The sequence below is a fragment of the Streptomyces thermoalcalitolerans genome, assembly GCF_039525155.1.
Classification (GTDB): Bacteria; Actinomycetota; Actinomycetes; order Streptomycetales; family Streptomycetaceae; genus Streptomyces; species Streptomyces thermovulgaris.
The window spans coordinates 79,657-92,445 of sequence record NZ_BAAAHG010000011.1 but is presented as its reverse complement, the minus strand read 5'-3'; the positions used below and the strand labels follow the sequence as shown (position 1 = coordinate 92,445).

Here is a 12,789-nt window from a genome sequence, read left to right as displayed (position 1 = left end):
AGGCGGTCCCGGGGAGCGGCCCGGAGACCGGACGGCTCGTAAACGGTGAAGGCGGCGTCCAGGAACGCGGCGCCGCGGCACCCCGGCCCGCGTGCCCTCAGGAATCCTCGCCGTCCCCGTCCTCGGGGGACCGCTCGTCCAGAACCGCGGCGAAGGCCGAGGCGACGAGGGCGACAGCACGGTCGTCGTCGTGGGCCAGGCGTCGCAGGACCTCCCGCGCGGCGGTCCCCGGCAGCTCGACCAGTGCCTGGGTCAGACGGATCCGTGTCGCGGAGTCCGCGGTGGGTGCGGCGAGTTCGCCGGCCAGCGCGGCCAGAATCCGGTCCGCGCACCCGGGGTCCCGGGACAGTGTTCCCAGAACCTCCGCCGCGTCGACGTCGTGGGAGCCCTCGACCACCATGGCGACGAGCGCCGGCACAGCCTCGGTCCTCCCCCGCCTGCCCAGTGCCAGGGCGGCATGCCCGCGCACCGCCGGGTCCGGGTCCTCGAGCGCGTCCGCGAGCACCGCGGTCGTCTCCGGGGTCCCGGGCAGCTCGGCGATCGCCCGCACCGCCCGCCGCCGGGTCTCGGCGTCCTTTGAGCGCATGCCGGCAGCCAGGACCGCCACACCGTCGCCGTCCGACTGGGCGAGCGCCCAGCGCAGCGCGCCCGCGACATGGGGATCGGCTTCGGTCAGGACCGCCTCGGCCAGCAGCCCGGCGGGAACCGACGCGCCCTCCGGCCGGGTCAGGACGGCCTGCTGTCTGCGCGCGGCGCTGGCCGAGCCGAGCCCCTGCATGAGTTCGACGATGCGCAGGACGTCCTGCCAGTCGGCGGGCGCCGACGCATCGATCACGCGGAGCCGCTCGAGCAGTTCCCGTTCCCGCTCCAGGCGGTCCTCCGTCCACCGGATGAGATCGCGGACCAGGGCGGACGGGGTGAAATCCGGGTCCTCCAGCGCACGCCCGGTCTGCTTGAGCGAGAGCCCGAGGGAGCGCAGGCTCTCCACGTGGAAGATCCTGCGGACGTCCTCGGCGGAGTACTCACGGTAGCCGCCCACGGTGCGACCGGTCGGCCGCACCAGCCCGAGGGCGTCGTAGTGGCGGAGCATCCGCGTGCTCACCCCCGAGCGGCGGGCCACCTCGCCGATCAGCATTCCACGACCTCCTCAGCCGCCCCGGCCGCTTCGTTCTCCCCCCCACCTTCGCAGCCTCCGTCGCCTCGGTCGTCCCCGCGGGCCCGGCGGCTTCCGCCGCAGCCGTGGCGGCGTCGGCGGCAGCGGCCCGCTCCGGGCCGAGGGCGACGATGCGCCTCGCCTCGTCGACGGCCGCGTCGAAACCGGCCTCCGGGTTCTTGCGCAGCAGCTCGGTGGCACGGGCGTGCGCGGCCACCGCCGGGTCGGGGCTCATCATGGCCCGCTCCAGGGCGGGCCTGGTCACGTCGCCGAGGTCGACGAGGGCCCGGCTCAGGCTCAGCCGCACCTCGCGGTCGCCCCGGCCGAGCTGCGTGACCAGTTCACCGGCCAGGTCCTTCCTCGCGTCCTCGGGTGCGAGGGCGACCGCGACGCGCCACGCTGTCCGCGCGACCTCGTCGTCGGCGTCGCGCAGCATGTCGCGGGTGATCCAGGCCCACGCCCTCCTGTCGCCGATCTTGGAGAGTGTGTGCAGCGCCTGGCTGCGGGCCTGGGCCCGCTCGGAGCCGAGTTCCCGGCGGATCCGGGGCAGGGTGATCTCCGGCGGGAGACGGGTCAGCGCCCAGGACAGCATGTCCCGCACGAAGAAGTCCGGCTCGACCGCGCACCGCTCGACGAGTGTCTCCAGGAAGCCGGGGTCGGGGTCCGAGCCGGCCGCCAGGGCCGCCTGAAGCCGGACCGACGAGTTCCCGGCGCTCAGGGCGTCGAGCACGCGGGCACGCTGCGGGGTTCCGCTGGTCGGTTTGATCGAAACCACCTCCTGCGCCCAGGGGACACCTTGTCACTGTGTCAAGGTCAAGCCCGTGGCCTGCGGGAAGAAGGAAAGATCCAAAGGGAGGAAGGAAAGATCCGGGGAGAGAAGATCCTGGAAGAGAAGATCCACCGGCCCGGAACGCAGCTCGCACATGCCGAACACGCTGGGTGACGCTGCCGGGACACCACCGCGCATGTAACAGCGCGACTCGGCACGACGGTCAAGGCTGCCGGGGCCACGTCCCCGGGCTCAGGTGAACGCGCGAGACGTGCGCGGCCGTCATACCTTGGCCGTAGGGGCCACCAAGGGCGGCCATCTGTGTCACACAGGGGCGCACATGCATCTGTCACCGGTCCCTGCAGCCCGGCGCCCCCGTGAAGATCACGGCCATTCGGAACAGCCCCCCCGGACTCACGGCGATCCCAGGAATCACCGAGAACGAGAGCCAAGGACGAGGACGAGAGCGAGAACGGAATCCACGGTGACGGGGATGCTCTCCCCGCAGGCGAAGGACAACCTCATGGGTGCTCTTGATCTGACCGGACGCGTGGCCCTGGTGACCGGAGCGACCAGCGGCATCGGCGCCGCGACCGCGGTACTGCTGGCCCAGCGGGGCGCCCACGTCCTGGTCCATGGCCGCAGCCGCTCCCTCGGCGAGTCCGTGGTCGCCGCCGTCCGCGGCCACGGCGGCACGGCCGACTTCGTCGCCGCTGATCTGCGCGAGGCACCATCGGTACGGCAGCTGGCGCGGCGGGCCATGGACCTGGGGGGCGGCCGGGTCGACCTCCTGGTGAACAACGCGGGCATCTACCCGCTCGGGCCCACCGAAAAGACGACGGAGAACGAGGTCGACGCCGTCTACGCGGTGAATGTGAAGGCGCCGTTCCTCCTGGTGGCGGAACTCGCGCCGGCGATGGCCGAGCGGGGCAGCGGTGCGATCGTCAACGTGAGCACCATGGTCGCCGCCTTCGGGATGGCGGGCACGGCCCTGTACGGGTCGAGCAAGGCGGCCGTGGAGCTGCTGACCAAGGCGTGGGCCGCGGAGTACGGTCCGCGCGGGGTGCGGGTCAACGCCGTCCGTCCCGGGCCCACCCGCACGGAGGGCACGGCCGGCATGAGCGAGGCCCTTGATGCTCTGGCCGCCCAGGCCCCGGTCGGCCGACCGGCCGATCCGAAGGAGATCGCCGAGGCGATCGCCTATCTGGCCAGCGACGCGGCAAGTTTCGTCCAGGGCGCCGTGCTCCCCGTGGACGGCGGCCGTACCGCCGTCTGACGACGCGGAGTTCGCCGGCTTCTCATCAACCGGGACCATCCGGGCAAGACACCTGTGCACCGGCACGGCCTGCCGGGCCGCTCGTATGACGGGAGGTTCCCTGGTCCGCAGGATGTGGCGGAGCACCGATGCTCCTCTTGCCTGATGCTCCTATTGCCTGTCAGTGGCGGGTGACAGCATCGGCCGCATGACGGACACCACGGCATTCGACTGGCGCTCCTTCCTGCTCAGGTGGAGCGAGGAGTGGGCGGACTCCCTGCCCGCCGACGAGACGCGGAGCGAGGAGGACGAGGCCGCGCGGCGGGCGCGGTGGCTGGGGTTCCCGCCCGCGTCCGAGGAGCGGATCACGGCCCTGGAGAAGCGCCTCGGCCGACGCCTGCCCCCGTCATACCGGGAGTTCCTCAAGGTCAGCAACGGGTGGCGGCACGCGGGCGGGTTCGTGTGGCTGCTGGCGGGGACCGAGGAGGCGCACTGGCACAACAACGCGTCGGGACTCGCGGACGTGTACGAGGGACACCTGGACGAGGACGCCGGGCCCGAGGAACGACGGGAGGCGGGCCTCTGGCGGCGCGGGCTGCAGCTCGATGTGGAGTCCGACGTCACTTACGTCCTGTTGGATCCCGAGGACGTGGACGAGGACGGCGAGTGGGCCGTCTGCACATGGTCGAGCTGGCGGGCCGCACCTCCCAGGAGGCATGCGAACTTCCGTGAGTTCATGCGGGACATGCACCGGGAGTTCCACAGCCTGCGGGCGAGCCGGAGCGACGGGGAGCCGTTCGTCAACGACACGACGCGAAGGCTGGACGCCCTGGTGGAGGAGGCCCGGCTGGAGGCACTGCGCGGCGGCTGGGAACGGGCCGAGAAGACGCTGGACGAGGCCAAGGAGTACGGCAGACCGCGGGCAGCGGGGCTGGGCGACCAGATACGCCGACTGCTCGGACGGACCTCCATGGTGTACTTCGACGGACTGCTGACGGACCCGCGGTACGCGTCCGAGCTGCTGCCGCCGCTGGTCGCCGAGCACGCGGCGCACTCGTACCGTGACGACTCCGTGCTGACGCTCCGTCTGCGGGGTGCCGACGACGAGCTGGTGGCACTGGCCCACACGCTGCTGGACCAGGTGAGGAACGGCACGTACCGGTACACGGCGACCGGGCCGTTCGGGGAGGCGGTCGAGCGGGCGCGGGAGCTGGCGCGGTGGGGGGACACCGACGGGGCGTGGCGGACGCTGATGAGCGCTCTGCCCCTGTGGGAGCCGCTGGGGCCGGACCACCTGGCGCCGCTGGGATGGGTGGCCGACCCGGTGCTCGGGCCGCTGCTGACTCCGGAGCGGGGGCGCGAGCTGCTGTCCACTCCGCGGGGCGGGCAGACGGGTGAGGCGCCGGCTCCGACCGCCGGGCTCGACCCGGGCGGCCTGGCGTGGCTCGCGGAGCCGGATCCGGGCAACAACCGCACGTCCTACCGGTTCGTCCTGGTGGAAGGCGTGGGACCGGAGGACTTGCCCGGGCGTCTCGCGGACGGGGACGACATCGTGCTGAACGAACCCATGACCTTCTGGGAGGCACGCCACAGGGCGCGGCGCGGCCGGAGGGAGGTCTCGACCTATGAGGACAAGGCTCTCATGGCGGTCGGCCGGGCCGGCGCCGGCTGGAGTTTCGCCTTCGACGGAGATCCGGCCCCGTTCCTCCGGCAGCGGTTCGTCTCCCCGGCCGTGGCCGCCAGCACGGGCACCCGCGCGGTGGTGGTGTGGAGCGGCCTGAGGTCGTGGTACGGAGAACCGTTCTTCCATCTGTCGGTGGCACGGGACGGTGCCGAGCAGTACGCCTTCACCTATGCGGACGGAGAGATCCGGAAAAGCGGGGAGATACCACGGGCACTGGATCCGGGCCGGTTCTTCGGCGGTCCAAAGGCCGGCGCCGAGGCGGAACGCTCGCTGCTGGAGGCGGTGACCCGGGAGTTCGGTGTCCGTCTGCCGCGTCACGCGATCGTGAAGGGGCGGCTGCACACGTTCACCACCCGTTCCTGGACGCGGCCTCCGGGGGACGGCGAGACCTACGCGGTGCTCCGCATGGTCGGGAAGCCGCCCCGGCGGACGGCGAACGGACGGGAGACGACCGACCGCGAAGCAGGTGGGGACCGGCCGGGCCGCGCGTCCTCCCGGGGCGGCGAGGACTGCGACGAACGCTTCTCCTCCTGAACGTCCTCCTGAGCGCCGACCGTCCTCCTGAGCAGCGGGCGGTCCCGACGGCGTGAACGGCGGCGGGCGTGCGGCCGGTGCGGTCGTCGCCCGACTGGGTCACCGGGCGCGCACCCGCGCACACGGCCCGGCACAGTTGGGGTACAGCCGCCGACGGGTGCGGGACCCCGTCGGCGCTGCCCCACAGCAGGGGACTCATCGGTCGGGAGAACGTCACCGCAGCGGTCCGCCGGGAGGATCCATGCACGACAAGCCGCTCAGCGAGCTCGCCGGTCACCTCCTGAACCGGCGGGCGGGCGCGTCACGCCCCGCGCGGCACCACGTCGCACCCGACAGGTTCGGCCTGGACGAGGAGAAGGTCCTCCGCTTCACCGACGGAACGCTGGACGCCGCGGAGGAGCAGCGGCTCGCGGAGGAGGTCGCCGAGCTCCTCCCCCTGAACTGGTCCTTGACGTACAGGGGCAAGGAGCGGCTGCACGCGGTCGTCGAGCACCTCGGCGGCGAGTCCGAGCTGCTGCGGTGGCTGGACCGCCACCCCGGCCCTCCGCGCCTGACCGCGCGGCTGGTCGCGCTCACGAGCACCCTCGACCGGTACAGCGAGGACGCGGACGTCGTCGAGGCCCTGCGCTCGTTGCGTGCCGAGAGCCCGCTTCCCGCCGAACTGGAGGGCGTCCTGCCGCCGGACACCGACGCGGAGACGCTCAGCGCCGTCTCCTACCGCATCGAGGAGCTCCTCTTCGAGCGGCACCCGCAGGGCGCGGCGCGGCTCGCCCTGGCGGCGACGGACTGGGTGCGGGATGCCGCCCGGCGGGCGCCGTCCGCGTCCGCCCAGGTCGGTGAGCTGGGCGACCTGATGGCCCATCTGCACCAGGACATCAGCGAGGCCGACGCGAAGGTGTAGCCGACGCACGGAGCGCGTGGGGTGCCGGCCACGGCATCAGCCGGTCCTGCGGAGGGCTGTCCCTGACGATCCCTCTTGCCGCCGGCACTCGCAGGCTCTCCGGTGCGGCCGACAAGGGGACTCCGGCAGTCCGTACCGGGGTCTTGTACGTCGGGTGGAGCGGGGTCAGCTGAGGCAGGTGGCCATCGACCCGCCTCCGGAGGTCGGTGCACCCTTCCCCGTGGTTTCGACGAAGCCGGGGGACGCCGTCAGCAGGGGCCTCGCCGGACATGGACGGACATATGGACGGACATGGAGGGGACGGCGTACTCGAAGTCCGGTTCCACTCGAAGTCCGGTTCCAGAGGGACCGGAGGGAGACGTACGTCGGCAGCCGCGGGTGAGGGACAGGTCGGGCCGGTGCGGTGTGTGGGCCGGTGGGGTGGGCCGTGGGACGAGGTCGGCCGGAAGAGCCGAGGGCGGTGCGTGGTGCGCCGACGGCCGGGGCGTCAGCCGCGGTACGCCTCCAGCAGCCGCAGCCACACCTCGCTGATCGTCGGATACGACGGCACCGCATGCCACAGCCGCTCGATGGGGACCTCCCCGGCGACGGCGACGGACGCCGAGTGGAGCAGTTCGCCGACGCCGGGGCCGACGAAGGTGACGCCGCGCAGGATCTCCTCGTCGAGGTCGACGACCATGCGGGCGCGGCCGCGGTAGCCGTCGCCGTACAGGGACGCACCGGCGACCGAGGAGAGGTCGACGTCGACGGCGCGGACGCGGTGGCCGGCCTGTTCGGCCTCGGCGAGGGAGAGGCCCACGGCGGCGGCCTCCGGGTCGGTGAAGACGACCTGGGGGACGGCGCGGTGGTCGGCGGTGGCGGAGTGCGCGCCCCAGGGGTCCGTCTCCAGCAGCGGTACGCCCGCGGCGCGGGCGCTGATGGCGTTGCCCGCGATCCGGGCCTGGTACTTGCCCTGGTGGGTGAGCAGGGCGCGGTGGTTGACGTCGCCGCACGCGTACAGCCAGGTGGTGCCCTCGACCCGCAGGGTGTCGTCCACGGAGAGCCAGGAGCCGGGCTCCAGGCCCACGGTCTCCAGACCGATGTCGTCGGTGCGCGGAGCACGTCCGGTGGCGAAGAGGATCTCGTCGGCCTCGAAGCGGTCCCCGGTGCCGGTCACGGCGATCACGGTGCCGTTCTCCCGGGTCACCGACTCCACCGAGGTGCCGGTCCGGATGTCGACGCCCGCTTCGGCGAGGGTCCCGGCGACCAGTTCGCCGACGAAGGGTTCCATGCGGGCCAGCAGCCCCTTGCCGCGGACCAGGACGGTGACCTGGGAGCCGAGGGCCTGGAAGACGGTGGCCATCTCGGTGGCGACGACACCGCCGCCGACCACGATCAGCCGCCGCGGCACCTCCTTGGCACTGGTGGCCTCGCGGCTGGTCCACGGCCCGACCTCGGCGAGGCCGGGCAGGTCGGGCAGCCGGGCGCGGGTCCCGGTGCAGACGGCGACGGCGTGCCGTGCGGTCAGCGTCCTGACCTCCCCGTCGGCGCCGGTGACCGTGACCGTGCGCTTTCCCGCCAGCCGGCCCTGCCCGCGGTACAGGTCGGCGCCGATGCTCTCCACCCAGCGCACCTGCCCGTCGTCGTGCCAGTGGGAGGTGTACTCGTCCCGGCGGGCGAGGATCGCGGCGGCGTCCAGGGGGCCTCGTACCGCCTGGCTCAGGCCGGGCAGGCGGCGGGCGTCGGCCTGGGCGAGGACCGGGCGGAGCAGGGCCTTGCTGGGCATGCACGCCCAGTACGAGCACTCGCCGCCGACCAGCTCGCTCTCCACGATCGCGGTGGACAGCCCGGCCGCGCGGGTGCGGTCGGCCACGTTCTCGCCCACGGGTCCGGCACCGAGCACCACGACGTCGTACGCGTTGGTTTCCGTTTCCGTCATGAAGTCAGTCTGGTGGCTGGTGTGCGGGTCGGCCACACGGGTAGGTGCCCCGGAATACCCGTGGGGTCGGCCGTGTTGTGCGGGTGGCTTCCCACCGCGTCAGCCCCCTGGAGAACCTATGGAGAACCTCTGCAGCCCCCACCGGATCCCCACCAGGAAGCCGGGATCCCCCCTTGGGAAGCCCCGAAGCCCCGTCGGAAGCCCGCCGGAGCCCCACCGAGAGACCGCCGGAAGTCCACCCAGAGACCGCCGGAAGTCCACCGAGAGACCACCGGAACCCCCCACCGGAAGCCCACAGGAAGAGGGAACACGACATGAGCAGCACCGTGGAGCTCACCAAGGAGAACTTCGACCGGACGGTCGCCGAGAACGACTTCGTTCTCGTCGACTTCTGGGCCTCCTGGTGCGGGCCGTGCCGGCAGTTCGCCCCGGTCTACGAGAAGGCGGCCCAGGAGAATCCGGACCTGGTGTTCGGCAAGGTGGACACCGAGGCGCAGCCGGAACTGGCGGCGGCCTTCGGGATCCAGTCCATTCCGACGCTGATGATCGTCCGTGACCAGGTCGCGGTGTACGCGCAGCCGGGTGCCCTGCCCGAGGCCGCGCTCGCGGACGTGATCGAGCAGGCCCGCAGGCTGGACATGGACGAGGTCCGCAGGGCGATCGCCGAGCAGCAGGCGCAGGGCGGCCGGCAGGAGCGGTGAGGTCGTCCCGCAGGCCGTCTCAGGTGGACTCGCGGTGCACCACCCGCGCGCCCAGCGCCGGGTGTCTCTCGAGCGGGGCGCCGGGGTCCCGGACGGCGCGGTCGACCAGCTCGGCGAGGTCGCGGCCCGAGGGCAGGTCGATGTGGACGGTGCTCAGCCGGGGCCGCAGCAGCCGGCCGAGCATGAGGTCGTCGGCGCCGATCACGGCCGTCTCCTCGGGGATGCTGATGCCCGCGTCCTGCAGGGCGCGCATCAGCAGCATCGCGTACTCGTCGTTGTAGGCGAACACCGCGTCCAGGCCGAGGCCGCGCCAGCGGGCGGCGAGGCGGGCCGCGGAGTCCTCGTCGTAGCCGAGAGGCAGTTCGGTGACGCTGCCGTCGGTGCCGTCCAGGGCCCGTCGTACGCCCTCCAGGCGCGGGCGGGAGAACATGTCCAGGCCGCTTTCCTCGGGCACGACCACGCCGATGCGCCGCCGGCCCCGCTCGTACAGATGGGCGCCGGCCTGGTGGCCCACGCTCGCGTGGTCCATGAGCAGGGCGTGGGCGCCCTCCACAGCCTCCGGGCCGACGGTGACCACGGCCCGGGCGCCGGAGCGCTTGAGCACCGCGACGCCCTGGGGACCGAGCCCCGTGCCGGGGACCAGGACGGCGACCGGCCGCAGTTCCGCCCAGGCCCGGGCGGCCTCGTCACCGGGCAGACCGATGGTGCCGTGCTGCACGACGGTGTAGTCGAGACGGCCGAGCGCCCACTGGAGTTCGTGCAGGAACCGGCCGTAGAGCCGGCCGGCCGGGACGGACGGCGCGGGTATCAGGACCATGCGGCTGTGCCCCGCGCGCAGGCTGCGGGCCGCCGCGTGCGGCACGTATCCGAGTTCTCTGGCGGCCTCGTGGACGCGGCGGCGCGTGGGCTCGCTGATGCGTACGGCCCTGGTGTTGTTCAGAACGTAGGAGACGGTCGCGCGCGAGACGCCGGCCAGTCGGGCCACGTCGGCACTCGTGGGCACCGAGCGTGGTGCGGGCGATGGGGGCGCGGCGGGTTTCGGGATCTGCACCATGACGTACCGCATCTTGGCAGAAGCCGCGAACGACGCTTCGGGCGGGTCAACTACCGGAAACCACGCAGAAGTTGAAGCAGAAACAGCGTGCGGGCGACGTCACTGCCCCGGTGCGGTGCGGGTGATGCGGTCGACCAGGTCGCACCAGCCGGCCTGCAGCCGTTCCATCGGCATCCGGCACTGCCGGGTCAGGTGGTGGATGAGGGCGGGTTCGAGGTATCCCATCAGCGTCTGGGCGAGGAGTTCGCTGTCCGCGTCCGGGACCGCCTGCCGCAGCAGCATCACGACATGGGCGTGACGGGCCCGGCGGGCCGGCGCGAGATAGCGGCGGTCCGGGCAGGGTTCGGCCGCCAGCTGCAGTTCCAGGTCGTCGGCGGCGCGGCGCAGGGCGGCGCAGCCGAACGCCCGCAGCCGCTCCACGGGCGGTGCGCCGGGGCCCATCGGGGGCTCGCCGTTGAGGAAGGCCGCCTGGAACTTCCTCTCGGAGTGGTCCAGCAGCGCGTTCAGCAGGCCGGTGCGGTCGCCGAAGCGGCGGAAGACCGTGCCCTTGCCCACCTTGGCGGCGGCGGCCACCGCCTCCATCGTGACGCCGGCCGCGCCGTGCTCCGCCACCAGCCGCGCGGCGGCGTCCAGCAGCCGGGCACGGTTGCGCGCCGCGTCGGCCCGCAGGGCGGGTTCCTCCTCGCCGGTGCCGATGTCGAGCAACACCGGTGTCACCGCGGGGTCCTGGGGCTTCTGGGGCTCGGGGCAGCGCGGCAGGGAGCGGGACATGAAGACAGCGTAAAGCACGGGGAAGAAAACTGGACCGTGGTCCGGTTATGCTGCTAGAAAATTTAAGCGGACCCCGGTCCGCTTTGTTACGGCACTACCTCCCCAATGGAGCCCCCACATGTCTGTTCGCATTCTCGCGCTCGTCGGAAGCCTCCGCTCCGGTTCGCACAACCGTCAGCTCGCCGAGGCCGCGGTGAAGCTCGCCCCGGCGGGTGCCGAGATCGTGCTCTACGAGGGCCTGGGCGACATCCCCTTCTACAACGAGGACATCGACGTCGAGGGCAGCGTCCCGGCCGCCGCCGTCAAGCTGCGTGAGGCCGCCGGATCCGCCGACGCCTTCCTGCTCTTCTCCCCCGAGTACAACGGCACCATCCCGGCCGTCCTGAAGAACGCCATCGACTGGCTGTCCCGCCCCTACGGGGCCGGTGCCCTCGTCGGCAAGCCCGTCGCCGTCATCGGCACCGCCTTCGGCCAGTACGGCGGTGTGTGGGCGCAGGACGAGGCCCGCAAGGCCGCGGGCATCGCCGGCGGCAAGGTGGCCGAGGACATCAAGCTGTCCATCCCCCACTCCGTCACCCGCTTCGCCGAGACCCACCCGGTCGACGACGCCGAGGTCGCCGCGCAGCTCACCGAGGTCGTGACCCGGCTGCAGGCTCAGGTCGGCGGCGCGACGGCCGCCTGAGCCCCACCCGAACGGCCGAAGCGCAAAGGCCCAGCACAAAGGACCAGCGCAAAGGACCGAAGCACAGGGGCCGGAGCCGGAAGCTCCGGCCCCTGCCGTGTCCGCACCACCCGCACGGTGCCGACGCCGGGCCCGGTGCGCCCCTCCTCCAGGCCGCACAGCCCCGGTGTGCCCCTCTCCAGGTCGCACAGCGGCGCATCCGGCTCCTCCTCGGTCCCCTCCCGGCCGCCCTCGCGACACCAGGGGCTCGAGCGCACTCGCAGCCGGACACCGCCGCGTCCAGGGGGTAGACGGTGAACGGCCGCACAAGCGGTCGCTTCCCCCTGACGAGGAGATGCCCATGACGCAGCCCCCGCCCCCGTTCGACCCCGAGCTCGCCGCCGCCCTGGACGCCGCGGGGGGCATGCGGCCGGGTCTGGCCCCGCAGGACATCCCGGCCGCCCGGCAGGCCCTCGCCCTCCTCGACCCGGCGGCCGGGCCGGACCTGACCCTGGGCGGCGCCTTCGTGGTGGAGGACCGTACGGCGCCGGGGTCCGGGGGCGCTCCCGACGTGCCCCTGCTGGTGTGCCGGCCCACCGCGCCGCCGGGCGGCGGGACGCGGCCCCTCCTGTACTACACGCACGGCGGAGGCATGGTCGTCGGGAACAACCGGCTCGGCGTGGACATGGTGCTGCCCTGGGCGCGGGAGCTGAACGCGGTCGTGGTGTCGGTGGAGTACCGGCTGGCGCCCGAGCATCCGCATCCCGCGCCGGTCGAGGACGTACGGACGGGCCTGCTGTGGACGGCGGAGCACGCCGGGGAACTCGGCGGCGACCCGGGGCGCGTCGTCGTCGCCGGCACGAGCGCGGGCGGCGGTCTGACCGCGGCGCTGGCCCTGCTGCTGCGGGACCGCGGCGGCCCGCGGCCGATCGGCCAGATGCTGATGAGCCCCATGCTCGACGACCGCAACGACACACCGTCCGCCCATCAGATGACGGGCGTCGGCGTCTGGGACCGCACGGCGAACGAGACCGCGTGGACGGCGCTGCTCGGCGACCGGCGCGGCGGGCCCGATGTGCCGCCGTACGCCGCCCCCGCCCGCGCCACGGACCTCTCCGGCCTGCCCCCGGCCTTCCTCGACGTCGGCTCCGCGGAGACCTTCCGCGACGAGGTCGTCGCCTACGCCTCGCGCATCTGGCGGGCCGGCGGTGTCGCCGAGCTCCATGTGTGGCCCGGCGGCTTCCACGGCTTCGACGCCCTCGCCCCCGAGGCGGCCCTGTCCCGGGCCGCTCACACGGCTCGGCTGGACTGGTTGCACAGACTGCTGGGACGGTAAAGGACACGCACCGCGCGTCCGGGCCCGGACGCGGTCGCGCCCGAAACGGGGT

At 73.1% G+C, this 12,789-nt stretch carries 10 protein-coding genes and 1 pseudogene; 6 read left to right on the top strand and 5 right to left on the bottom strand.

Features of this window, described 5'->3' with window-relative positions; all coding sequences use genetic code 11:
* Positions 1–97: 97 nt before the first annotated feature.
* Both ABD224_RS09535 and ABD224_RS09530 read right to left on the bottom strand, forming a co-directional pair.
* A complete protein-coding gene (locus tag ABD224_RS09535; protein ID WP_344048954.1) occupies positions 98–1,135 on the bottom strand; it encodes a HEAT repeat domain-containing protein in 1,038 nt (345 codons plus the stop codon).
* Positions 1,023–1,928: a HEAT repeat domain-containing protein gene (locus ABD224_RS09530; RefSeq protein WP_425580951.1), complete on the bottom strand. Its 906-nt coding sequence runs from the start codon at positions 1,926–1,928 to the stop codon at positions 1,023–1,025. The genes ABD224_RS09535 and ABD224_RS09530 overlap by 113 nt, the downstream gene beginning before the upstream one ends.
* 487 nt (positions 1,929–2,415) lie before the next feature.
* Here ABD224_RS09530 and ABD224_RS09525 point away from each other — a divergent pair, with 487 nt between their 5' ends.
* The 3 genes from ABD224_RS09525 to ABD224_RS09515 all read left to right on the top strand — a co-directional run bounded on the left by ABD224_RS09525 (position 2,416) and on the right by ABD224_RS09515 (position 6,296).
* Complete coding sequence (locus ABD224_RS09525; protein WP_344048953.1) at positions 2,416–3,198, top strand: SDR family NAD(P)-dependent oxidoreductase; 783 nt, start codon at positions 2,416–2,418, stop codon at positions 3,196–3,198.
* 187 nt (positions 3,199–3,385) lie between these two features.
* Positions 3,386–5,395 (top strand): SMI1/KNR4 family protein, encoded by a 2,010-nt coding sequence (locus ABD224_RS09520; RefSeq protein ID WP_344048952.1) that lies wholly within the window; start codon positions 3,386–3,388, stop codon positions 5,393–5,395.
* 241 nt (positions 5,396–5,636) lie between these two features.
* Complete coding sequence (locus ABD224_RS09515) at positions 5,637–6,296, top strand: hypothetical protein (RefSeq protein WP_344048951.1); 660 nt, start codon at positions 5,637–5,639, stop codon at positions 6,294–6,296.
* Between the two features lie 487 nt (positions 6,297–6,783).
* Here ABD224_RS09515 and ABD224_RS09510 read toward each other — a convergent pair whose 3' ends face one another.
* Positions 6,784–8,214, bottom strand: a complete 1,431-nt coding sequence (locus ABD224_RS09510) for a dihydrolipoyl dehydrogenase family protein (RefSeq protein WP_344048950.1) — start codon at positions 8,212–8,214, stop codon at positions 6,784–6,786.
* 308 nt (positions 8,215–8,522) lie between these two features.
* On the opposite strand from ABD224_RS09510, the pseudogene trxA reads away from it, so the two are divergent.
* Positions 8,523–8,915, top strand: a pseudogene (gene trxA / locus ABD224_RS09505) (thioredoxin); the annotation flags it as partial.
* A 19-nt stretch (positions 8,916–8,934) separates the two neighbouring features.
* On the opposite strand, the gene ABD224_RS09500 reads toward trxA, so the two are convergent.
* Together ABD224_RS09500 and ABD224_RS09495 are read right to left on the bottom strand one after the other, a co-directional pair.
* Complete coding sequence (locus tag ABD224_RS09500) at positions 8,935–9,969, bottom strand: LacI family DNA-binding transcriptional regulator (RefSeq protein WP_425580950.1); 1,035 nt, start codon at positions 9,967–9,969, stop codon at positions 8,935–8,937.
* Between the two features lie 99 nt (positions 9,970–10,068).
* A complete protein-coding gene (locus ABD224_RS09495) occupies positions 10,069–10,740 on the bottom strand; it encodes a TetR/AcrR family transcriptional regulator (protein ID WP_344048947.1) in 672 nt (223 codons plus the stop codon).
* Between the two features lie 118 nt (positions 10,741–10,858).
* On the opposite strand from ABD224_RS09495, the gene ABD224_RS09490 reads away from it, so the two are divergent.
* Positions 10,859–11,422, top strand: coding sequence for an NADPH-dependent FMN reductase (locus ABD224_RS09490; protein WP_344048946.1), 564 nt, complete (start codon positions 10,859–10,861; stop codon positions 11,420–11,422).
* Positions 11,423–11,762: 340 nt separating this feature from the next.
* A complete protein-coding gene (locus tag ABD224_RS09485; protein ID WP_344048945.1) occupies positions 11,763–12,737 on the top strand; it encodes an alpha/beta hydrolase in 975 nt (324 codons plus the stop codon).
* Positions 12,738–12,789: the final 52 nt, after the last annotated feature.

Bases quoted from the DNA above. Each gene is read 5' to 3' on its own strand.
- ABD224_RS09500 (WP_425580950.1), bottom strand. From the start codon at position 9,969: ATGGTGCAGATCCCGAAACCCGCCGCGCCCCCATCGCCCGCACCACGC.
- ABD224_RS09485 (WP_344048945.1), top strand. From the start codon at position 11,763: ATGACGCAGCCCCCGCCCCCGTTCGACCCCGAGCTCGCCGCCGCCCTG.
- ABD224_RS09525 (WP_344048953.1), top strand. From the start codon at position 2,416: ATGCTCTCCCCGCAGGCGAAGGACAACCTCATGGGTGCTCTTGATCTG.
- ABD224_RS09510 (WP_344048950.1), bottom strand. From the start codon at position 8,214: ATGACGGAAACGGAAACCAACGCGTACGACGTCGTGGTGCTCGGTGCC.
- ABD224_RS09520 (WP_344048952.1), top strand. From the start codon at position 3,386: ATGACGGACACCACGGCATTCGACTGGCGCTCCTTCCTGCTCAGGTGG.
- ABD224_RS09490 (WP_344048946.1), top strand. From the start codon at position 10,859: ATGTCTGTTCGCATTCTCGCGCTCGTCGGAAGCCTCCGCTCCGGTTCG.
- ABD224_RS09535 (WP_344048954.1), bottom strand. From the start codon at position 1,135: ATGCTGATCGGCGAGGTGGCCCGCCGCTCGGGGGTGAGCACGCGGATG.
- ABD224_RS09515 (WP_344048951.1), top strand. From the start codon at position 5,637: ATGCACGACAAGCCGCTCAGCGAGCTCGCCGGTCACCTCCTGAACCGG.
- ABD224_RS09495 (WP_344048947.1), bottom strand. From the start codon at position 10,740: ATGTCCCGCTCCCTGCCGCGCTGCCCCGAGCCCCAGAAGCCCCAGGAC.